20 protein-coding genes are annotated in these 20,485 nt (G+C 48.6%); 8 read left to right on the forward strand and 12 right to left on the reverse strand.

The features are described from left to right. The first annotated feature begins 256 nt into the window (after nucleotides 1–256). Nucleotides 257–1,672, forward strand: a complete 1,416-nt coding sequence (locus tag K7B67_RS22535; RefSeq protein ID WP_252178084.1) for a transposase — start codon at nucleotides 257–259, stop codon at nucleotides 1,670–1,672. Nucleotides 1,673–1,875: 203 nt separating this feature from the next. Here K7B67_RS22535 and K7B67_RS22540 read toward each other — a convergent pair whose 3' ends face one another. The 7 genes from K7B67_RS22540 to K7B67_RS22570 form a co-directional block, all read right to left on the reverse strand. Next, a complete protein-coding gene (locus K7B67_RS22540; RefSeq protein ID WP_252178085.1) occupies nucleotides 1,876–2,649 on the reverse strand; it encodes a heme ABC transporter ATP-binding protein in 774 nt (257 codons plus the stop codon). Beyond that, on the reverse strand, nucleotides 2,649–3,695 hold the full coding sequence (locus K7B67_RS22545) for an iron chelate uptake ABC transporter family permease subunit (protein WP_252178086.1): 1,047 nt from the start codon (nucleotides 3,693–3,695) through the stop codon (nucleotides 2,649–2,651). The genes K7B67_RS22540 and K7B67_RS22545 overlap by 1 nt, the downstream gene beginning before the upstream one ends. Before the next feature lie 21 nt (nucleotides 3,696–3,716). Continuing rightward, nucleotides 3,717–4,610 carry an ABC transporter substrate-binding protein gene (locus tag K7B67_RS22550; RefSeq protein WP_252178087.1) on the reverse strand — a complete coding sequence of 298 codons (894 nt, stop codon included), beginning with the start codon at nucleotides 4,608–4,610 and terminating at the stop codon, nucleotides 3,717–3,719. Continuing rightward, nucleotides 4,607–5,035 carry a biopolymer transporter ExbD gene (locus tag K7B67_RS22555; RefSeq protein ID WP_252178088.1) on the reverse strand — a complete coding sequence of 143 codons (429 nt, stop codon included), beginning with the start codon at nucleotides 5,033–5,035 and terminating at the stop codon, nucleotides 4,607–4,609. The genes K7B67_RS22550 and K7B67_RS22555 overlap by 4 nt, the downstream gene beginning before the upstream one ends. Next, the gene (locus tag K7B67_RS22560) at nucleotides 5,032–5,718 is read right to left on the reverse strand and encodes a MotA/TolQ/ExbB proton channel family protein (protein ID WP_252180633.1); all 687 of its coding nucleotides are present in this window, start codon (nucleotides 5,716–5,718) and stop codon (nucleotides 5,032–5,034) included. Before K7B67_RS22560 ends, K7B67_RS22555 begins: the two co-directional genes overlap by 4 nt. 62 nt (nucleotides 5,719–5,780) lie before the next feature. Continuing rightward, nucleotides 5,781–6,506: an energy transducer TonB gene (locus K7B67_RS22565; protein WP_252178089.1), complete on the reverse strand. Its 726-nt coding sequence runs from the start codon at nucleotides 6,504–6,506 to the stop codon at nucleotides 5,781–5,783. A gap of 335 nt (nucleotides 6,507–6,841) precedes the next feature. Beyond that, nucleotides 6,842–8,872 (reverse strand): TonB-dependent hemoglobin/transferrin/lactoferrin family receptor, encoded by a 2,031-nt coding sequence (locus K7B67_RS22570; RefSeq protein ID WP_252178090.1) that lies wholly within the window; start codon nucleotides 8,870–8,872, stop codon nucleotides 6,842–6,844. A gap of 230 nt (nucleotides 8,873–9,102) precedes the next feature. Here K7B67_RS22570 and K7B67_RS22575 point away from each other — a divergent pair, with 230 nt between their 5' ends. The 3 genes from K7B67_RS22575 to K7B67_RS22585 all read left to right on the forward strand — a co-directional run bounded on the left by K7B67_RS22575 (nucleotide 9,103) and on the right by K7B67_RS22585 (nucleotide 13,616). After that, nucleotides 9,103–9,648, forward strand: a complete 546-nt coding sequence (locus K7B67_RS22575; RefSeq protein WP_252178091.1) for a hypothetical protein — start codon at nucleotides 9,103–9,105, stop codon at nucleotides 9,646–9,648. 112 nt (nucleotides 9,649–9,760) lie between these two features. After that, entirely contained in the window at nucleotides 9,761–11,194 is a 1,434-nt protein-coding gene (locus K7B67_RS22580; protein ID WP_252178092.1) for an amidohydrolase family protein, read from the forward strand. A 145-nt stretch (nucleotides 11,195–11,339) separates the two neighbouring features. After that, the gene (locus K7B67_RS22585) at nucleotides 11,340–13,616 is read left to right on the forward strand and encodes a TonB-dependent hemoglobin/transferrin/lactoferrin family receptor (protein ID WP_252178093.1); all 2,277 of its coding nucleotides are present in this window, start codon (nucleotides 11,340–11,342) and stop codon (nucleotides 13,614–13,616) included. A gap of 58 nt (nucleotides 13,617–13,674) precedes the next feature. Here the strand turns inward: K7B67_RS22585 and K7B67_RS22590 are convergent, their stop codons facing one another. The 5 genes from K7B67_RS22590 to K7B67_RS22610 form a co-directional block, all read right to left on the reverse strand. After that, entirely contained in the window at nucleotides 13,675–13,959 is a 285-nt protein-coding gene (locus K7B67_RS22590) for a CopG family antitoxin (RefSeq protein WP_252178094.1), read from the reverse strand. 174 nt (nucleotides 13,960–14,133) lie between these two features. Further along, on the reverse strand, nucleotides 14,134–15,483 hold the full coding sequence (locus K7B67_RS22595; protein ID WP_252178095.1) for a transposase: 1,350 nt from the start codon (nucleotides 15,481–15,483) through the stop codon (nucleotides 14,134–14,136). Between the two features lie 38 nt (nucleotides 15,484–15,521). Further along, nucleotides 15,522–15,794 (reverse strand): hypothetical protein, encoded by a 273-nt coding sequence (locus K7B67_RS22600; protein WP_252178096.1) that lies wholly within the window; start codon nucleotides 15,792–15,794, stop codon nucleotides 15,522–15,524. Nucleotides 15,795–15,806: 12 nt separating this feature from the next. Further along, nucleotides 15,807–16,214, reverse strand: a complete 408-nt coding sequence (locus K7B67_RS22605; RefSeq protein WP_252178097.1) for an F-box protein — start codon at nucleotides 16,212–16,214, stop codon at nucleotides 15,807–15,809. A 9-nt stretch (nucleotides 16,215–16,223) separates the two neighbouring features. Further along, a complete protein-coding gene (locus K7B67_RS22610; RefSeq protein ID WP_252178098.1) occupies nucleotides 16,224–17,108 on the reverse strand; it encodes a LysR family transcriptional regulator in 885 nt (294 codons plus the stop codon). Nucleotides 17,109–17,225: 117 nt separating this feature from the next. Here K7B67_RS22610 and K7B67_RS22615 point away from each other — a divergent pair, with 117 nt between their 5' ends. From K7B67_RS22615 to K7B67_RS22630, 4 genes are all read left to right on the forward strand, one after another. Further along, nucleotides 17,226–17,897, forward strand: coding sequence for a type 1 glutamine amidotransferase domain-containing protein (locus tag K7B67_RS22615; RefSeq protein WP_252178099.1), 672 nt, complete (start codon nucleotides 17,226–17,228; stop codon nucleotides 17,895–17,897). 290 nt (nucleotides 17,898–18,187) lie between these two features. Next, the gene (locus K7B67_RS22620) at nucleotides 18,188–18,592 is read left to right on the forward strand and encodes a hypothetical protein (protein WP_252178100.1); all 405 of its coding nucleotides are present in this window, start codon (nucleotides 18,188–18,190) and stop codon (nucleotides 18,590–18,592) included. After that, nucleotides 18,582–19,328: a hypothetical protein gene (locus K7B67_RS22625; RefSeq protein ID WP_252178101.1), complete on the forward strand. Its 747-nt coding sequence runs from the start codon at nucleotides 18,582–18,584 to the stop codon at nucleotides 19,326–19,328. The genes K7B67_RS22620 and K7B67_RS22625 overlap by 11 nt, the downstream gene beginning before the upstream one ends. 139 nt (nucleotides 19,329–19,467) lie before the next feature. Next, entirely contained in the window at nucleotides 19,468–20,445 is a 978-nt protein-coding gene (locus tag K7B67_RS22630) for a Gfo/Idh/MocA family oxidoreductase (RefSeq protein WP_252178102.1), read from the forward strand. The last annotated feature ends 40 nt before the right edge of the window (nucleotides 20,446–20,485 follow it).

Genomic DNA, 20,485 nt, shown 5'->3' on the forward strand with positions numbered 1-20,485 from the left:
TAAGGGCGCAATCCCGCTTCTTTAGAGGCGGGTCAAGCCCTTGCAAGGCGTTAGCCTTGCTGTGACAGTCGCTTCGTAGCCGGTCGATCATTTCTCAGTGAACACGGTTCTACGGTATTTAGTAACAAATACTAGATGTACGTTATTCCTAAATACACATGATCTACCCGATCTCCATTCGTACATAAAAACCTCATATTTGACAGATATTTCTAGCCAGACTAGCATGAAGCCATTCAATTCAACAGGTTATGTAATGCTTCAAGGTATCCGACTCAAAGCCAATCCAACAGATCAGCAAAAGTTGGTTCTGTCTCAGTGGATGGGTTGCGCTCGGTTTATCTGGAATGCGAAATGTGATGAACATCGCTATTACAGCACTTACGCAAAAAAATACTGCCCCATAGGTGCGTATGCCCCTATTGACACAAAGGCAGCCCAATTCAAAAGCGAAGAGTTATCACCCTGGTTATCCGATTGTCCCAGTCAGATAATCAGAAACTCGGCTACCAACTGGTATAAGACCTACCAAAAACACATCAATGGCCAGTGCGGTAAGCCAAAGAAGAAGCCAAAATCCGACAAGGGCAGCATTTATCTCACCAATGAAGTGTTCCGGTTCGATATCTGTGAAGATGGTGTAACCCGTCTTTTCATTGGTACAAAGACCAATAATATTGGTTATTTGTCGTTTAAAACTCACCGTCCATTCAACGAACCAAAATCCATTTACATTAGGAAAGAGGCTGGTCAGTACTCTGTTTCTTTCTGTTATGACGATGGATCAGAAGAACCAGCAACAGAAAAAGAGCATTTGGAATACCTTAAAGGTGCTTCCAAAGAGTGGCTGGAAGAGCATGTTATCGGCGTGGACCGAGGTGTTGTTATACCTGTTCATACTGGTGTTAAGCCTTACGACTTTACAGAAAACCAGACAAAGAACATGGATAAGCGCAAGCGATACCTGAAGAGGTTTCAGCGCCGTTTGTCTCGCCAAACCAAAGGCTCTAACCGTCGTCAGAAAACAAAGAACAGGATTAGCAGGCAGCACAAGAAAGTAGCCAACATTCGGCAAGACTTCTGCCACCAAACCAGCAGAAAAATGGTCGATAGCAAGGCCAAGGTCATTGTTTTCGAGGATCTGAAAACCTCAAAAATGACTCGCAGGCCAAAAGCAAAAAAAGATCAAAATGGAAAGTTCATCTCCAACAAGGCGAAACAAAAAGCCGGACTGAACAAGGCCATTCTCAACGTAGGATGGCACTTCTTGGAAACCTACACCCGATATAAAGCAGCAAGAGCAGGCAAAGCAGTCTTCAAAGTGCCTGCACCCTTTACGAGTCAAGAGTGTGCTGATTGCGGTCACACTCACCCCGACAACCGCAAGACACAAGAACTGTTTCTTTGCGGTCAATGTGGACACTTTGACAACGCTGACAGAAACGCCAGCATCGTAATCAAGAAACGAGCAATTAAGTTTTTCATGGACTCTGGAACGGAGTTGGTTGGCAAAGGAATTCCTGTGCTGACTAAAGGACGTGGAGCGAACCGTAAGTCGGGAAAGGGCAAGCCCTCTTCCGCAGCTCGCAGTGAAACGTCAAAAAAGAAAAGAACGGTAACTACTCCGGTAGCTTGCTTAGTATTGGAAGCTCGCTCCTTTAGGGGCGAGTAGTTCACAAAAGGCAAATAGAAACAGAAAAACGGATGCTTCAAAACGAAATAATGATAGCCGAACAGAAAAAGTTCAATTTAGAAGTCTTTAAGAAATTTTTAGACATGAATAAGTGACTTGCTCCCATGCTCCAGCATGGGAGCGTGACGCACTACCGGTATGCGTTCCCACGCAGAGCGTGGGAACGAGGGGGGTTGTATGCACTAGTTATTAATCACCAAAGGACAGTTATGCACAGGATGCTGTGAAATCGTAACATCCACATCAAACACGGCTTGCACCGTTTCGGCAGTCAACACTTCATGGGGTGTTCCGTGGGCAGCCATACCCCCTTCTTTCAAAATCACCAGACGGTCTGAGTAACGGGCTGCCAGGTTAAGGTCGTGCAGAATGACCAGGACACCCACACCTTTTTCAGCCTGTCTGCGAGCCATTTTCAGCGTCAGTTGCTGGTGGGCCGGGTCCAGTGCTGAGGTGGGTTCGTCCAGCAGCAGGTAACGTTTGCCAAAATCCGACTCTTCCCAGATCTGGGCCAATACCCGGGCCATATGCACCCTTTGTCGTTCACCACCGGAAAGGGTGGTGTACTGACGATCTTTCAGGTACAGGCCATCGACCTCAGTCAGAGCGGCTTCAACGATAGCCAGGTTCTCTGTCCGGTCTGTCGAGCAGGGAATGCGCCCCAGAATAACTACTTCTTCGACCGTGAAGGGAAAGCTCAGGGAGGAAGACTGAGGTAAAACGCCCAGCATCAAAGCCTGTTGTTGCAGTTTCCAGTCGCTTCTGTCGTTTAACAGTACGTTTCCTGACGAAGGCTTTTGCTCACCGCTGATGACTTTCATCAGGGTACTTTTACCCGCCCCGTTAGGGCCCAGTACCGTCACCACTTCGCCGGGAGCGACAGAGATGCTGACATCATCCAGCAGTATCTTTTCACCGATCTGCACTGTGGCATGTTCAACCTTGAGACAACTCATCAGGCAATCCTCTTGCGTTGCTGCCACAGCAGAGACATAAAGAACGGCGCCCCCATCAGGGCAGTGACAATACCAATAGGCAGTTCTGCGGGAGCGACCACTATTCTGGCGATCATGTCGGCGGCCAGCAGCAGCACACCACCCAGCATGGCTGAGGCGGGTAACAGGGTTCTGTGATCAGGCCCTACCATCAGGCGAATCAGGTGAGGCACCACCAGCCCGACAAAGCCAATAATACCGGCCACAGAAACTGAGACACCCACTGCCATGGCCGTGACCACAATCAGTTTGAGTTTGGTTTTCTGGACATCAATGCCCAGATGTCTGGCTTCGGATTCACCCAGCAGCATGGCGTTAAGAACCTGTCCGTAACGGCACAGCATGAAAACCACAGGACCCAGCAGGGTGAAGCAAAGCAGGACTGAGTTCCAGTTGGCACCACCAATGCTGCCCATTGACCAGAAGGCCAGGCTTCTGAGCGTGTTATCGTCGGCCATATACGTCAGTATTCCCATACCTGCGCCGGTCAGTGCAGAAATGGCGACACCGGCCAGCAGCATGGTAGCGACAGAAGTACCGTTATTGGTCGTCCCTATCTTATACACGATCCAGGTCGTAAGAACGCCACCGAAAAAGGCCAGAAGGGAGACGTTGTACTCCATCAGTAATGGTGGAAAACCGGCAAACAGAGGCGCACCTAACACAATTCCGATCCCGGCACCCAGGGCGGCTCCGCTGGATACCCCAATGATACTGGGATCTGCCAGCGGGTTTCTGAACAAGCCCTGCATGGACGCACCGGCAATGGCCAGGGCGCTGCCCACCATGATCCCCATCAGGGTTCTTGGCGTGCGGATGGATTCTACAATCAGTCGGGTCTGCTCAGGCACCTGACTGTCAGTAATTCCCAGACGATCCAGAAGGACATAGATAATATCCAGAGGGGAGATGGAAACCGGACCGGTGCCCACCGACAGGATAATAACGGCTGGCAGGGCTACTGCCAGCGATATCAGCAGCAGTGCTGATTTACGACTACGGTTCATTATTGCTCTCAATGACAGTGATCAGGATTCCGGGTAAAAGCTCTTGGCCAGGTTCAGGGCGGTTTCGCCGATTCTTGGGCCCAGCCCGCCCAACAGCAACCGACCATCCAGGGCAATGACACGGGCGTTTTTACCTGCCGGTGTCTGTTTCAAAACAGGCTGGCTGGCCAGCAGTTGTTCCACGGTCAGGCCACGACCAAGACTCGAATAGATGATCACATCAGGAGCGAGGGTCAAAAGCGACTCATTGGCCAGAGGTTTGTAACTGTTGAACTGAGCTTTGGCAGGATTAAAACCGCCGGCCAGTTCGATCAGGGCATTGGCTTCAGTGCCAGCACCGGAAACGGAAGGATTTCTGCCTTCAGCAGCCAGCAGAAACAGGACTCTGGGCTTCTCCCTGCCAATGGCCAGTTGCTTTGCCGCCTTCAGGTCATGGTCGATGGACTGCCAGAGGGCTTTGCCTTCCTGTTCTTTATCCAGAAGGTCCGCCAGTGAATGGATGCGTTCCAGAAGGCTTTCGGCAGAGTGGTCGGTGGCCAGGGATTCCACTTCCAGCCCCGCCATTGCCAATTGCGTGAGGGTGGCTTTTGGACCCATGTCGTCGGTGCCGATAAGCAGGTCAGGCTTGAGTGCCAGAATCCCTTCGGCAGACAGCTGCTTGTGATAACCGAGCTTAGGCAGTTTATTCACCTGCGGAGGGTAGTTACTGGTCAGGTCAACAGCCACCAGCTGATCACCGGCACCCAGTGCGTAAATGATTTCAGTAATGCCGTTGCCAGCAGAAATAATGCGCTTCTCTTGCGCTGAATCTTGCGCTGAAGGATTTTCCTGAGCGTCCGCTGTCATTATGGAGAATGACAACAGAGCCGCCATCAGCAGAGGAACTGGAAGTCTTTTTCCAGACCTTTTTATCATCGAGAGTCCTCCTCCATAAGCACTTGTGCGGCGGTGATGTCGTGTTCACTTAAAAACATCATGAGCTTAACCAGATTACCCAGCGGCGCTTCCTGATCGCCGGCAACAAGCACCGTGGTGTCTGGTGCTTCCTTGACCTGGGCCAGCAACTTCTGACTAAACACTTTAAAGCTGTCGTATTTTTGATCTTCCAGCGCCCAGGGCTGACCCTTTGCCAGGATACTCACCGTGAGTGTTTTCGGTTCTTCGGTCAGGGCGGCTTGTTCACGGCTGGCTTCAGGCAGATTCACCGGCAGACTCAGGGTTTGCACATTGGCGGTGAACAGCAGGAACACCATGACGATAAAAACCACATCCAGCAGAGGTGTCAGGTCTGCTGCGTTGAACGAAGCGTTGGTTTCGTCGCTATTGGAAATACGAATCATGCTGCAACAGCCTCGGGGCAGGTGCCGGGTTCCTGATTAAGGGCAATACCATCGTCGTTCATTTTCACGCCTTCCAGCAGCAGGTTGGCGTGATTCAGGGCGAACTCCAGCTTCGATACATAGTAATTGGCCCAGATGCCAAAACCGTGAGCCGCTGCCAGGGATGGAATGGCCACCATCAGACCAAATGCCGTGGTGAACATCGCTTCCCAGAGGCCGCCCGCCAGAACGTCCGGTGTGACCGGGCCGTGTATTTCAGAAATGCCCTGGAACATTCCAATCAGGCCAAGGACGGTACCGAGCAGTCCCAGCATCGGAGCCAGGATACCAATCAGCATCAGGGGTTTCAGCCAGGCATGAAGGGCGTTTTTTTGTTTCAGAAGCCAGAGGCCAGCCACTTCTTCACGCATTTCCTTTTCGCAGTCATTGTGGCTCAGCAGAATAGCGATGCCCTTGCGAACCCCTTTCCCGGCAACCAGGTTTTTGCAGAGTTTGTTCTGGCTGTTGTTGCAGTTGGAGCAGCCGCGCACTTCATTGAGAAGGGTGTTCATGCTTTTTTTGTTGAGGCTGGGGAGCAGAGTAAAGGTAATCAGCCTTTCCAGAATCAGGGCCAGACTGATGCAGGAAATAATGGTCAGGGGCCAGCCCATAAGTCCCAGGGATGAGATCTGTTCCAGTAACATCAATTAATACCTGTCTTTTATCTTAAAAGTCTTCTGTCGCCTGTGGAGTGAACCAGAGGCGGTTAATTCAGTTGGAATGCCACGGGAATATGCACCCGGGAAGCCACCAGTTGGTTGTTGCGTTTCTGTGGTTCGAACTGCCAGTCTTCAACGGCCTCAATGGCAGACTGGTCGAGCAGCTCGAAACCGGATGACTCCAGTACTTTTATGTTCATGGCATGACCCTGGCTGTCCACCACAACTTCCAGCATAACAACGCCCTGCTGGTTTCTGCGTTGCGCGATGCGTGGGTATTTGGGCGGTACGGACTTGCGAATAGCGGGTTTAGAGACGAAAACCGGCTCATTGCTGAGGCCTTCGACTTCCGTCTTTTCGGTGGCTGTTTTGACCACCTGAGTTTCAGCGGGAGCTTCATCCTGAGGCTTTACTTCTTTTTTGGGTGGCTCAGGTTTTTTCTCGGCCACCTTTTCCGGTTCTTTTTTGATGTCGGGCTTTTCAGGCTGCGGCTCTGGTTCCGCTATCTTGACGACGTTTTTCTTCGGCTTTGGTTGCTTGATGGGCTCGGGCTTTTTTGCCACTGGTTCAAGGGTGTCTTTGACAGGCTCTTCTTTGACAGGCTCCGGCTGTGCAGCCGCCTGCTGTACCGAAGAAAAGGTCATACTGATGGGGGCTTTGATACTGCCCTGGGCTACTTCAGCCTGCTGATCTTCCTGCTGACCATGGTAGACCGCCGCTGCGACGTGAGTGGCAATGGAAATGATCAATGTGAGTAGCAGCGTTCGAGACATAATTAGTTTACTTGTTCATTGGCGGATGAAGGTTACTGCAACTTTAAGATGTATTCAATAAATTAAATGATAATAATTCGCATTTCTGTGATGCGTTGAACTTTATTTGATTTGGGGCAATAAATGCGTTTTTGACCGTACCGTTTTACTGTTTTTGCAAGGCTATTATTCATCACATGTTAATGATTCGGGTATCAGGACATCATGTCCTTATGTAGAGAAAAGCCGAAGGGTTTGTGCAGAAAAGGCACCCAAACTCCGTTCACCCTGAGCGGAGTCGAAGGGCGCTCAGGATGAACGTGGATTGTTCACATCAAACTCATTGAAGTGATGTATTAGAACCGATATCGCAGGTTCAGCTTGATGCTGCGGCCTGGCTCGTGGAGTGTTTCCCAGGCCGTGATGTAGTACTCGTCGGTCAGGTTGCTGACGGTCAGATCGGTTCTGATGCCTTTAAGAGCGCTGGTGGTTGGTTCATAGCTCAGGTACAGGTCAACCAGATCGTAGCTGCCGTAGGAACTCATGCTGTCATAGTCGGCACGGATATTTTCCTGGGCACCAACATGGGTATAACGGGAGCCCATCTTCAGGTCGCCCTGTAGCATCAGGTAGGCAACATCGGCAACGACTTTGTCGGCCGGAATGTGATCCAGGTACTCACCGGTCTTTTTATTTTCTCCCCGGGTCTGACCATAGGACAGGCCAAACTGAATATCCTGGTAACGATACTGGCTGGCCAGCTCAAAGCCTTTCAATTCAGCTTCATCAACGTTTTTCCAGGTGGTCGTTGTGCCTTCAACGATCATGTTAATAAAGTTATCCACATCATTCTGGAAGACATTCGCAGTCAGGGTCAGTTCATCATCGCCCAGAATGCCAGCAAAATTCATGCGGGCGGAAATTTCCTTATTTTTAGCTTCTTCGGGTTTGAGATCCGGATTAGGAACAAACCTGTTGACGAAAGGCCCGGCAGCAAAGTGAGTCCCTGTGGAAAACATCTCTTCCATACTGGGGGCGCGGAACGCTTCGTTATAGCTTGCGCTGAGCGTCAGCCAGTCGGTGCTATCCCAGATCAGGGCTGCAGAAGGAGAGATCGCATGGTTAGACTGTTTCTTCTCCTCGATATCGGATTCAGAGCGGTTGTCCCGGGCTTCAAAGCGGTCATAGCGGACGCCGGTCTGCAAAGTCCATGCCTCTGCCAAAGGAATATCGGCTTGTACAAACGCACCGGCAGTGGTGGATTCACCGTCCAGATTTTCCGGGCGATTGCCTTCATTACCTGTATCATCCCTGACTGTCTCAATGGTGTTTTTGTAGGCATCCAGACCGTAAGTTAATTCAAAATGAGTCAGTTTTGAGACGTTGGTAAACGCTGTCCCGAGAGTTTTGTAGCGGGTATTGTCAGTCTGCTTGTCCTCAATTCGATACTCATCAAATTCGGTATCGTTGTAAAACAGCTGGAGCCTGCTGTCGACCAGCGCACTGTCTGGATTAAGAAGGTAGGCTGCGGACACGTTGGTATGGGCAGATTCCTGCACGATCAATGGCGAATCGGTAGCCACGGCTGTTGCTGGATTGCTGGGTACCCTGGCATTGGTTTGGGCTTGCTGAGCCTTAAACTCAAGACGACTGTCGTCATTCAGCTGCCAGCCCAGTTTCGCCATACCACCCTGTTCGCGGGAGCCGGAGTGTTCTATTTCGTCGCCATTGCCCTGGCCACTGGTGCCTGTTTTATAGTTACCGCCGTCGTTGTAGTAACCATTGAGCAACCAGTCGAAGCGGTCGGTGATCCCGTAAAGAGAGGCACGGGTCCGGGATTCATGGTTGTTGCTCAGGAAGCCCTGGGATACATAACCACCCAGGGTGTTACCGGGTGCCAGCAGATCTTCGGCTGTTTTGGTGTTTTGTACGACAACACCACCGATAGCACCTGAACCCCACAGGTTACTGGATGGGCCTTTCACTACCTCAATAGACTTCAACAACTCCGGGTCTGTGAAATAAGTACCACGGTGACCGTTGGCAAAGTTTTGGCGGGCACCATCGGTGATCTGCAAAACACGGGTGCCTTCCAGGCCACGAATGTTAATACTCTGGGAATTAGCCCGCGGGCCACCACGGACGGAGACGTTTGGCAACGCCTTGACGGCTTGAGCCACTGATTCAGGCTGGTCCTGCTGGATCTGATCCTGGTCTACGACTTCGATCGTCCGGGCAACATCGTTGATGTCTTTTTCAGATCGGGTAGCCGTCACTGTCACTTGATTGAGCAGGGTTGCCTGAGTCTGGGGTGTATTTTCTGCGTATACAAAACTGGAAGTCACTGCCATGACAGCCATTGCCAGTCTACTTTTAGTAAACGTCATTGTTTTCCTATGTGTATTTTTTTATGAATCTGGATCAGGTCAGTCACACAAGCACTTTATTTTAAAACCCCGAAGTGCTCGTGATGATGGCGTAGGATAATAGGTAAAACTAAAACTAAATGCAAATCGTTATCATTTGCTAAAAGGGGGCAATCAGCCCAGACGGTTTGTTGTTAAAGTCATCTATGGTCTAGGCTTCTATCTCTTCCATCAATTAGCAGGATTCGGGTGTGTCAAAAACGCTGTTCAAAGAACTGAAAAACATTGGTATTGACGAGGAGCTGGCGGCAAAAGTCAGTGCCTCCCTTGACCCGGATCACAATGCCAGCAAGAAAGACGTGCTTATCATGCAGGAGGCCATCTTGCAGTACCAGACTCGCAGTGATCAAAAAATGGCCGACATGAAAGCCGAGTCAGACGCTCGCTACTACGAAGAGAAAGCTGAGTCAGAGGCTCGCTACCAAAAACAGAAAGCCGAGTCAGACGCTCGCTACTACGAAGAGAAAGCCCAGTCAGAGGCTCGCTACCAAAAACAGAAAGCCGAGTCAGACGCTCGCTACTACGAAGAGAAAGCCCAGTCAGAGGCTCGCTACCAAAAACAGAAAGCCGAGTCAGACGCTCGCTACTACGAACTGAAAATGGAAAACTCCAGAACATACGCCGAACTGAAAACCGAAATCCATACCACCATCAACCGGCAATACCTTATAACCTTTGGCAGCGCCCTGCTGACCATTGCTTCCGTACTGGCAGTCAACTGGTACTTTAACGTTTAGCAAATCGTCGTAAGCCCTTGCGCAATAATGAGATTTCTACCCATATTCAACGACAGGGGTTTGGGAATATGCTGAAGGCATTCACAGTCCCGAAAAAATACTGTTACCCATTATGGTGTTATTGCTTGCACTGGCTGCCGTTGCAGCCATACAGATTCAGCTACCGGCTGCCCTGCCTTCTCCCGAGCCAGGGTTAAAGCTCAGCAACGTCGAGCTGGTGATTCCCGGAGAACCGGCAACCGCTCCGGTCAGCCTTGAGGTTAAAGGGGCAACCATTGCCCGTGTCAAAAAGGCTGAAGCTGACGAAAATGATCCCTACGCCGGTATGTTTGTAATGCCCGGATTAATTGATATGCACGCCCACTGGAATCATTTGCCGCTGCCCGATCAAAATGAACTGTTTGCCTTTTTGCATCTTTATCATGGCGTGACCACGATTCGCACCATGGGCGATATGAAGCCGGGTCAATCCTCCGAGCTTCGGGCCCTGATCTCCAAAGGCACAATGGCCGGTCCGAATATAGAAAGCTGTGGTCGTATGATTGACGGGCCTGATCCGGTCTGGGACTCTGCTCTGGTTGTGAGCAGGCCTGAAGACGCTGACCAGGTGGTAAAAACACTGTCTGAGCAGGGTAACAGCTGTGTCAAAGTATACGACCATGTTCAGCCTGATGTGCTGGACGCCCTGCGTGTAGCCGCCCATAAATACCATATGCAGCTGGTTGGGCATGTTCCTCATGGTATGAATGCCGCGCAAGCGAAGCTGGACGATGTTCAGCATTTGAGGGGCTTTCCTCCTGCGGCAAAGAATCCGGACAACTACGTCGCCGGTCGTATGCAGTGGCTGAATATGGACGAAAAACGCAGAAAAGCCATGATATCGGCACTGGTCGAACAGGGAAGTGCTGTCACACCCACGCTGGTGACTATCGAACGGGTCATAGCCAGTAAACATCGTGAAGCCATGTTAGCAGACAAAGCAAACGAGCTTTTGCCTGATTACTATCGGGATACCCTTTGGGATTCAGAAGAGGGAATCACCGCAGCACGTTTTATGAACGAAGCCCAGATAATGGCCTTTGAAGATGTATTGACAACAATGCAGGCGACGGTCAAAGCACTTTATGAAGCGGGTGTGCCTATCCATGCCGGGACCGATACCATGGCTCCGGGGGTTGTTCCTGGCGCATCCTTAATCAAGGAGATTGAGTTGCTTTCCGATTCTGGTCTGGGGCCAGAGCAGGCTTTGGCAGCAGCGACGACGGTCCCGGCCAGGTTTCTTGGGCAACCGGTCAGCTTCGAGCCCGGCGCTAACGCCAACTTTGTCATTTACCGAGAGAATCCCAGGGAAAACCTTGCTGCCCTGAATACCATCGAAGCCGTTGTGGTGAAGGGTCGGCTCTACACCCGTGACATGCTGGACAGGCAAATGGATAAATATCAGCAGAGGTATGATGCCTTTATTCAAAAGCAGGTTATTCAGTCGGCGCTGAAGCTTGGGGTCAACAAGATGATCAAGCAGAAACAGAAACTGAAAGCGCAATAAAAACCATACTGTCAGACCATGGTCGGCAATGGGTGGTATTATGCCTTCAGTTTTAAAAACCTCTTTTTTACTCTCGGATCACCTGCCGGTAGTGGTAGAGTTCAGGTTGCAGAAGAGCCAATTCATTTGAGTCTCAGGAAGTTGTATGAGCCTATCCGCAATTCAAAAAACACATCTGGCCCTGGCCATTATGGCGGTAGCCACTGCTACAGCACAGGCAGAAGATGCTTTGCCCTCCACACAACCCACTCTGCTGGATCAGGTGACTGTGTCAGCGACCCTGACTGAGCAGAATCTGGATTCAGTGGCCAGCAGTGTGGATGTCACCACAGCGGATGACATTGAAAAAAGAATGGTCAATGACATTGATGACCTGGTGCGTTACGAGCCGGGAGTCACGGTCACGGATGATGGCCGGACCGGTGCAGGCAGCTTCAATATTCGTGGGATGGATGCCAACCGGGTCAAAATCACTGTAGACAGTGTGGATCAGGCCAAAGCTTTTGATTCCACCCAAATTTTTCTGCGGTCCCAGAGAAACTTTATTGACCTGGAAACCATCAAGGCGGTTGAGGTCTTAAAAGGCCCGGCTTCCACCGTTCATGGCAGTGATGCCATCGGTGGTGTGGTGGCGTTTGTCACCAAAGATCCAGCCGATTTTCTCAAGCACGAAGGGGATGACGGCTATGTATCGTTGAAGGGAGGATACTCCTCTGCCGACAGTGCGTTTACCGAAACAGCAACCTTTGCCAATCGCAGCGGTGACCTGGAGAGCCTGCTGATCTATACCCGCCGTGATGCCAAGGAAACCCGGACCCATGGTGGCGCTGATGTGACGGGAGATGCCAGGGGAGAAGCCGATCCCAAGGATATCGGGATCAATAACGTGCTGGGTAAATTACAGTATCAAGTGAACGACAATCATCGTGTGGGGTTAACTGCCGAGTGGCGTGATCTCAACTCCAAGACCGATTTATTGTCCATGGTCGGCGCACAGCCCACGGGAAATCCTTCTCCTTACGGCAAGTTTAATGCCGATGACTCAACCCGGCGTCAACGCCTTGGCCTGTTCCATGAGTGGGAAGCATTTGCACCGGCTTTCGATACACTCAAGTGGACTCTGAACTGGCAGGAAACTGAGACCAATCAGATTACCTATGATGAAATGCAGGTCGAAACCGGGAGCTTTCCGAAATGGGAAACTCAGGCAAGACACAAGGATTACGTCTACAGGGAAACCAGCTGGCAGTTGGGTCTGAACATGACCAAATGGCTGGACTTCAAATGGTCCGATCACCTTATCAGCTATGGTCTGGAGCTGGAAAGAAAAGAGCAGAATAATCTCAACAAGACCACTTACGTTAAGAATCCGGCGGGCGAAAAAAACGACATTAGTCGTTATGCGCCGCTGGCCACCGTTGATTCTGCGGGCTTCTATCTTCAGGATGAAATATCTTTTTTGGATGATCGTCTGACCGTAACCCCCGGTATTCGTTACGACAGTTTTTCACCCAAAACTGAAACGGATCAATATTACCAGAAAGCTTATAAAGACCAATCATACGACAGTTGGTCTGGAAAGCTGGGGGCTGTTTATAAATTCACAGACGTGTTTTCCGGGTTTGCACAGTACAGCCAGGGCTTTGGTACACCGGATTTATTTGCGATGTACTTTGAAGAAATCGTACCGCTCCCAGTCAGCATCCATGTCATGCCCAATCCTAACCTTAAGCCCGAGAAAAGTGACTCTATTGAAGTGGGATTAAGAGCCAATGGGCGACTTGGAAGTGCAGAAATCACGGCGTTTTACAATCGCTATGATGACTTTATTGAACTGGTTCCCCTTGGAATAGTGAACAGAGAGGCCCGCTTCCAATATCAGAATCTCGATGACACCACCATCAAGGGGCTTGAATTCAAGGGGCAGCTCTGGCTGGACGAAGCCATGGGAGCCCCTACTGGCACCAGCTTTAAGACAGCTGTCGCCTGGAGTGAAGGTCAGGGGACTTTTTCCAATGATAAGGGAGAGTTGTTTAAAGACGATCCTCTGAACAGTATTGCCCCGCTCACCGCTGTTATTGGCCTGGCCTATGACGCACCCAGTGACAACTGGGGTGGGGAGCTGATGTGGACGCTGGTGGCCGCTAAAGATAAAAACGATATCTCTAACAGTGATATTGCTTCAGACGAGAGTGAAGCAGGGGGCGAACAGTTCGCAACACCCGGCTACGGCATTGTCGATATGACCGCTTACTACAAGCCCATCAAAGACGTAACCCTGACCGCTGGTATGTTCAATATTACCGACAAAAAATACTGGAAGTGGGATGATGTGCGGGGTCTTCCTACTACCTATGAAGGCCTTAACCGTTATACCCAGCCCGGCAGAAACTTTGCTGTCAGTGTGAAATGGGAAATTTGATCAGGTCCCCCCGGGGTTCCCTGGGGGTGAAGGAAAAAGGGCGGGGTTCAGTGACTGTTCAAGGCTGCGTTGAAACGTCCCGCAAAGCGCCGGACAGGTACTTATGGATAATACTGGACACTAGTGTCTGGTATGGAATCCCTTCCCGCTGGGCCCGTGACTGAATTGCCATCAGGTCATGTTGGGAAATGCGGATATTAATACGCTTATCCTTTTTAAAGGTCTGACTGGCCGCTGCTTCCAGCATTGCCTTGCGCTCGGGCGTCATCACGGATTCATACTCACCTTGTTCAAGGGCATCGAGCAGCGTCTGTTCCTCGTTATCCAGTGTGGTTTTTTTCATGTTCAATCTCCCAAATAGTCACGGGTAAGTTTGCAGCGATTCCCGCACTTAATACGACAATGTAAGTATTTTATTCAAATTCGTGCTCAGGAGTTAGCGGCCAGCAAAAACCCTGCACCCCAGGTACATTAACAAGTACTATTGTCCCCTGAAAACCTTGGCTACATTACTTTTCTATGAAGTGTTAATTTGAACCCTACCAGGCTTTATGCCATATATGAGCGCATCGAACAATTCATCCCAACCTTCGAGCATCCAGGACAGGAATACCCGTGTAATCACCTTCCATAGGTACGTTCGGACGCCCCTCGCTCGCTCCTTCAGCGCCTTTTTGAATTCCGGGCTGGCCATTTCCTGGATTTGATCAACCATGAAGGCCAGGAACGTCAGGTAAGCCAGGTTGGTTGCCAGGTGCTGCTTCCCGTGACCATAGTTGTGTTCAAGGCTGTAGCCTTGGTTTTTCAGGGTGTTAAACGTTTGGTTCTCGATGTGCCAGCGGCAACGACCTCCTCTCATGACAGCTTCAACGGTATCTTTGGTTAACTCAATATCTGTGACCCAGCACCAGGTGTGGCGTTTGCCTTCACTGTCTGTCTCCACGTAATCAAGGACATTGACATTTTGGGTCAACTTGGAGGCATTCAGCGGTACATCATTAGCGAAACGAAACCAGTGCCTGGTTCCTTGCTCTTCATCAATGATTTTATGATAACTGAGCTGTTCCTGGTCACACAGCGCATCCATCGCCTCGATAAGGGATTTGTGGTTGCCATCTTTAGCCACAATGATGAAGTGCCAGCCATAGCTCTTGATCAACTCAATAGTAGGATTGTCAGCAAAAAGCCCATCCAGGAGTATGACCAGTTTTAAATGAGGGTGCTCTCTCTTGACGTGCGCCAGGTAGCGCTTGATGGCATTCTGTTCGCAGTCATTCTTGTTGTCGCCGTCCTGTTGAACAATCGCCTCTGGGGCAAAGGGCATGACGACTTTTTGATCCGGGTGAACAATACAGCCGCCCAATAAGTTGTGGTAGTAAGCTTCATTGGGTTTCCCCTTGTTTTTTACACAACACTCTTGGCATCGGCATTTACCTGAGTAGAAGAGGCCGGTGCCATCAACCGGCATCAGGTACCAGTCTTTCAAGTCACCACACTGGTACTCGAAGGCTTTAAGAAGCTTGTTACGCTGAATCAGGGAGAATAACTTCTTGAAGGGCTTGCGAAACTGTGCAGGCTCAATGGGATCAAGCACTTCTCTCATGCGTGTATCACAGGGTACTTTCTGATCTTGGACGTGATACATAGTCGCCAGGTTATGAAGAATAACCGGGTCGGCACGGTCAGAGTCAAAGGTCAGAAGGGAATCGTACTTCTGATGCATCATGGCAAAAGCGGATTTTGCAAAGTTGGGAAAGGGAATCCCATTAGGGCAATGGTTAGGCCGGTGATCTGGAATCTCATCAAGGCACTTGCAAACCTGATCGATTAGGTTTGCTGCGTTAAGGTGTTTGCTGACTTTGGGCATGGCTGTGATCACAAAAGTACGACAGTGTTTTCATGCCTTCAATATAGAGCTAAAAAGTCTGCGAAGTGTTTTTTTTTGAGTGCGCTGGAGGCTATGCGGCTCAAAGGCTTAAAAAAACAGCGGGAATTGCTGGTAAGTTTGCGGCTGGGAATCAGTGTTTTTAAAAAGATCTCCTGCTTACTTTCCACGTAAGGCACCAGCCAGACGTAACCTTGTACATTCACCACAAAAATCCGCTGATGCGAATAGGTTTGCTGGTTAGGGTGGGCAATGTCATCCAGCAGGCCGCCATTCTCTATGTGGAAAATCACTTCCTCGAAGGATCAGTCCCGCTCCCTAGTGTTTTCATTGGCAAACGGCTGCAACCAGTTACGGAGTTTTTGCTCATCATTTTTTGCCGTAGCGATAGTCTTGAGTTGATATTGGTGTGGAGCAGGAAACCGGCGATACCAGATTTTTTCCACCGTTTTATTGGTTTTAATAAATTGGTGAAAATGTGAGCATACCTTTGCTAAACCAATAATCTCCCGAAAACTCAAATGGCGGATAATCTTAAATGTTGGTACGTCGGGCAAACTAAGGAATAAAGATTCATTTTTGTCAAAGACAGCAACCTTCCTGCCTGCACTGACACCTCTTGGTGCTTCCTCTGTTCGAGGTTGCTTAGGTGGTGCGAGGGGACAGTCACTTTTCCCAGCTAGAACTGATGAGGATTGTTCAGGATTTGCCATATCACCTGATCACCCCTGCCAATCCGCAAAGTGGTCGAGTAAAAAATCGATAACCAATCTCGCTCTTAGTGGCAGAAAATGACGATTCTGATACACAATCCAACTACTATTACCGCTTCCCCAATAGGGCTTAAGAATTGGAACCAAACGACCAGACGAGATAGCATCGTTAAAGCTGCTCTTTGGTAGATATGCCACGCCTAACCCTTCTGCACAGGCTTGCAAAACAGTGTGGGCATTATTGCTCTTCCATCTGCCTTGCACTTTCACTCCATCTAACGGCTTGCCATCTTTTTCAAACAACCAAACGTTTTTGTTGGCGATGATGCAACTGTGACGCTTGAGCTGCTCAGGGTGAGTCGGTAAACCATGCTCATCAATGTAACCCTGACTGGCAGCAGCTGCCATTGGTCGATCCACCAGCTTTCTTGCGACCAGGCCTGAATCACTTAATTTTCCGTAACGAATGGCAAAATCACAACCCTCTTCAATAAAGTTCACTATGCTGGTATTGAAGTTGATTTCTACCGTGAGATTGGGATGTTGTTTGGCGAACGTCATCAAGGCAGGGGCAACGTGGTTTTCAGAAAACGCACCAGCCGCACTCACTCGTAATGTGCCACTCAATTGAGTTTGCTGTGTGGTGAGTTGCTCATTGGCTTGTTGAAGCCCAATCACTAGCTCTTTGCACTGCTGATAATACGCCTGCCCTGCTGCTGTTAAGCTCACCATTCGTGTCGAACGCGCTAACAAGGCAACGCCTAACCGCTCTTCTAATCTTGTGACCTGGCGGCTGACGTGACTGGTGCTGCAGCCCAATTGTTTCGCTGCTGCAGAAAACCCTAAGCTCTCAGCAACCGTAACAAACTCATTGATGCCTTCAAAACTGTCCATACTCACCTTTGCTATATGGCAATAATGTTTTGTCGATTAATTGCATTGTTGCTCATTTGTTTAGCAATTACTATGAAGGTGTACAACAAATACACGCAAGCCAATAAGGAAACCATTATGAAGAAAGTACTCATTATTGTGACGAACCATGCAACTCTTGGTGAAACCGACCAGGCAAACGGAACTTACGCACCAGAGCTAACTCACGCGCTCAGCGAATTACTGGGTGCTGGCTTCGATTACGACATTGCTTCCATCAAAGGCGGGCAAGCACCACTGTATGGAACAAACATTGAAGGTGATGCGGTAAACACGAGCATCTTAGCTGATGATGATTTCCAGAACCGCATCAACAACACCATTCCAGTATCACAAATCAACGGTGACAGCTACGATGCGGTCTTCTATCCAGGTGGTTTTGGTCTTCTCTCTGACTTGGCGAGCAACGAAGATTTCGCAAACATCTCCGCAAAACATTATGAAGATGGCGGTATTGTGGCAGCCGTTTGTCATGGTCCGGGTGCCCTTCTGCCTATCACACTAAGCAATGGCGAAAAGCTGCTTGCGTCTAAGTCGGTGACGGGTTTCAGTCGCGAAGAGGAAATCGACTTCGGTACCATAAACGACATCCCATTCCTATTGGAAGAGTCTCTGGCACGTAGCGCAGCACGCTACTCTAAAGTCCAACCATGGCAAGAGTTGGTGATTGTCGATACCCGCGTGATCACAGGTCAAAACCCAGCCAGCGCACACGGCGTAGGTAAAGCCATCGTGGATCTATTGAGCTAAATTGGCTCGATGCTCTTTAGCCAGCAAAATACGCTGGCACTCACCAAAAGCCTGAACGAGAATAGCCTGCCGTTTTTACCTGACAGAGAAAGAAGTCATGATTCGTTTTCCCGTCATAGGAACCAACTGTATCAGCCACTATTTTCACCTTGTAGCTTGAGTGCAGCGAGCCGTCTTTGGTAAAGCTCTTCGAACTTTTTTTTCGGTTGAATTAATGTTTGGTATTCTTGCTATTCAGACACATCAGAATTAATGTGGTATAGTACGTACAACTTTAAATTGAGGTTTAAATGGAAATGGAAAAACAAAATGAACCAGATCATTCTCTGTCAGATGATTTAATTTTTAATATAAATGAAGACAAACAAAAAACCATCATTTCTTCTGTTATTGAACTTTTAGATAAGCTTGATTTAAATCATGATAGCTTGAACGCCCCTTCAGGCTATCAGTCCGATTATTTTTTAAGTGAGGAGAGTGAATTAATTTATTATCTAGCAGTATTAACTGGTGAGGCTCAGATAAATGCATTAAAAATAGCACCTTCTTTCTACAAAGATAAGAAAAAAGCTAAGGCTTGGAGAAACAAGATAATAAAGAAGATAAATCCTGAAAAAAGCCAGCATTCCGATGCAAAAAAAGCTACAGAGGTATTAAATAGCCTCTATGAAAGGATGTTAAAGCATGCAAAATAATAAAAGAGGCAGTGAATTAACGATTTTATTCAAAAATAGCAAACCTAACTTTGATCTAGAAAATAATATTGGCAACAATCTTAATAAAACATCAGCACAAGGTACACTAAACGCTTGGACAAATGGTACTCTTGTGGATGGGACTGGCAAGGTATGGATAAATGAAGAATATCTTTTTCAAATATGGAGGACAGATAAAGCAACATCTAGCTACTTTGTAGACGGAATACCTTCAGGTGATAAAGTTAATTTTGGGGGTGTTATTTGTATAAACTACTCGGCTGTAATTTATCGACTTAATGAAATAATTGATAGTCCAATCTCTAATCAGAGAAGAGATTATCTCCGACTATCTGAAAATATAGGGAAATCTGTAAGAGACTCAGATTCTGCTGAAGTTTATCGCCTTAGATATAATGAATACATAACGAGTGTAAAGAGAGAATTAAAGAAAAGCAGAATAAAACAGTTCAATATAGTTTGTGATGAACTCACAGGTTTTAAACTAATAAAAAGAACCTCTGAGTTTCATCATATTCGCCGCCAGTCAGTATATCCAAACTTGGTGAACATGATTTGGAATGGTCTGATTATAAATAAAGACACACATGAAATAATAACAGACAACAATATCAATGATGAATATGATCTTCTCGATCTATGTCAGCAAATGGGTTGGAGTACACTCTGGTTTGACTATTATGAAAATGCATTAAGTCAAGCTGGTTTTCAATAATTTCGCTATAACGAATAAGCATTCCTGTTATTCAGGCATATCAGAATTGGTGTGGTATCAGGAGTTATTAGACAATACTGTGATTTTTTTGCCGCGTAGCGGCTTACTTCAACGAACTTTACCTCACAGAGAAACAGCCATGATTCGCTTTGCCGTCATAGGAACCAACTGGATCAGCCACGATTTTTGTAAGGCCGCGCAGGCAACGGGCAAACTCCTTTTGCAGGCGGTTTACTCCCGCCAACTGGAAACCGCCCGGGCATTTGCTGCTGAGTATGGCGTCAGCCAATGCTATGACGATCTGGAAGCTATGGCCATTAACAAGGATGTTGATGCTGTTTATATCGCCAGCCCTAATGCTCTTCATGCTCCTCAGGCCAGGTTGTTTCTGAAACAGGGCAAACATGTCATCGCAGAAAAACCGATTGCCTCAAACGTTACGGAAGTCGATCAACTGATTGAACTGGCCAAACAAAACAATGTCGTTTTGTTTGAAGCTATGAAAACCCGTTACTTGCCCAATATGGAAATCTGCAAAAACACCCTGCCAAAACTGGGTAAACTGCGCAAAGCCTACTTTTCATATTGTCAGTATTCATCACGCTACCAGCGCTATCTGGATGGAGAAAATCCCAATACCTTTAACCCCGCATTTGCCAATGGCTCTCTGATGGATATTGGCATTTATCCTCTGAGCGCCGCCGTAGAGCTGTTTGGAGCCCCACAAAGCTTTACCGCTAACGGCAACCTGCTGGAATCAGGTGTGGACGCAGAAGGTTCTCTGACACTTCATTATCAGGATTTCGAAGTGCTGATTGCTCACTCCAAAGTCAGCGATGGGCATATTCCCAGTGAAATTCAGGGTGAACAGGGCACTTTACTGATCGACTTTATTTCTGAATGCAGAGGTGTCAGCCTGATAACGCGTGACCACCCGGTGCAAAAACTGACCCGAAAGCAGGCAGAAAATACGATGGAATACGAAGCCGCTGCTTTTGCTGAATTGATTGAAGGCAACACCGTTGATCATCCCGGATTGGCAAAAACCCGTGAAGTTAACCGAATCATCACACAAGCCCGTAAAACACTGGGAATTATTTTCCCTACCGACGGGTAACAAAAACCCCGGATAACCGGGGTTTCATTAACCATAAACG

Origin of the sequence: Endozoicomonas sp. 4G (assembly GCF_023822025.1) — a bacterium.
Lineage (GTDB): Bacteria > Pseudomonadota > Gammaproteobacteria > Pseudomonadales > Endozoicomonadaceae > Endozoicomonas_A.

Bases quoted from the DNA above. Each gene is read 5' to 3' on its own strand.
- K7B67_RS22580 (WP_252178092.1), top strand. From the start codon at position 9,761: ATGGTGTTATTGCTTGCACTGGCTGCCGTTGCAGCCATACAGATTCAG.
- K7B67_RS22590 (WP_252178094.1), bottom strand. From the start codon at position 13,959: ATGAAAAAAACCACACTGGATAACGAGGAACAGACGCTGCTCGATGCC.
- K7B67_RS22570 (WP_252178090.1), bottom strand. From the start codon at position 8,872: ATGACGTTTACTAAAAGTAGACTGGCAATGGCTGTCATGGCAGTGACT.
- K7B67_RS22605 (WP_252178097.1), bottom strand. From the start codon at position 16,214: ATGGCAAATCCTGAACAATCCTCATCAGTTCTAGCTGGGAAAAGTGAC.
- K7B67_RS22615 (WP_252178099.1), top strand. From the start codon at position 17,226: ATGAAGAAAGTACTCATTATTGTGACGAACCATGCAACTCTTGGTGAA.
- K7B67_RS22625 (WP_252178101.1), top strand. From the start codon at position 18,582: ATGCAAAATAATAAAAGAGGCAGTGAATTAACGATTTTATTCAAAAAT.
- K7B67_RS22585 (WP_252178093.1), top strand. From the start codon at position 11,340: ATGAGCCTATCCGCAATTCAAAAAACACATCTGGCCCTGGCCATTATG.
- K7B67_RS22560 (WP_252180633.1), bottom strand. From the start codon at position 5,718: ATGTTACTGGAACAGATCTCATCCCTGGGACTTATGGGCTGGCCCCTG.
- K7B67_RS22540 (WP_252178085.1), bottom strand. From the start codon at position 2,649: ATGAGTTGTCTCAAGGTTGAACATGCCACAGTGCAGATCGGTGAAAAG.
- K7B67_RS22610 (WP_252178098.1), bottom strand. From the start codon at position 17,108: ATGGACAGTTTTGAAGGCATCAATGAGTTTGTTACGGTTGCTGAGAGC.
- K7B67_RS22630 (WP_252178102.1), top strand. From the start codon at position 19,468: ATGATTCGCTTTGCCGTCATAGGAACCAACTGGATCAGCCACGATTTT.
- K7B67_RS22550 (WP_252178087.1), bottom strand. From the start codon at position 4,610: ATGATAAAAAGGTCTGGAAAAAGACTTCCAGTTCCTCTGCTGATGGCG.
- K7B67_RS22555 (WP_252178088.1), bottom strand. From the start codon at position 5,035: ATGATTCGTATTTCCAATAGCGACGAAACCAACGCTTCGTTCAACGCA.
- K7B67_RS22620 (WP_252178100.1), top strand. From the start codon at position 18,188: ATGGAAATGGAAAAACAAAATGAACCAGATCATTCTCTGTCAGATGAT.
- K7B67_RS22565 (WP_252178089.1), bottom strand. From the start codon at position 6,506: ATGTCTCGAACGCTGCTACTCACATTGATCATTTCCATTGCCACTCAC.
- K7B67_RS22535 (WP_252178084.1), top strand. From the start codon at position 257: ATGCTTCAAGGTATCCGACTCAAAGCCAATCCAACAGATCAGCAAAAG.
- K7B67_RS22595 (WP_252178095.1), bottom strand. From the start codon at position 15,483: ATGCCCAAAGTCAGCAAACACCTTAACGCAGCAAACCTAATCGATCAG.
- K7B67_RS22545 (WP_252178086.1), bottom strand. From the start codon at position 3,695: ATGAACCGTAGTCGTAAATCAGCACTGCTGCTGATATCGCTGGCAGTA.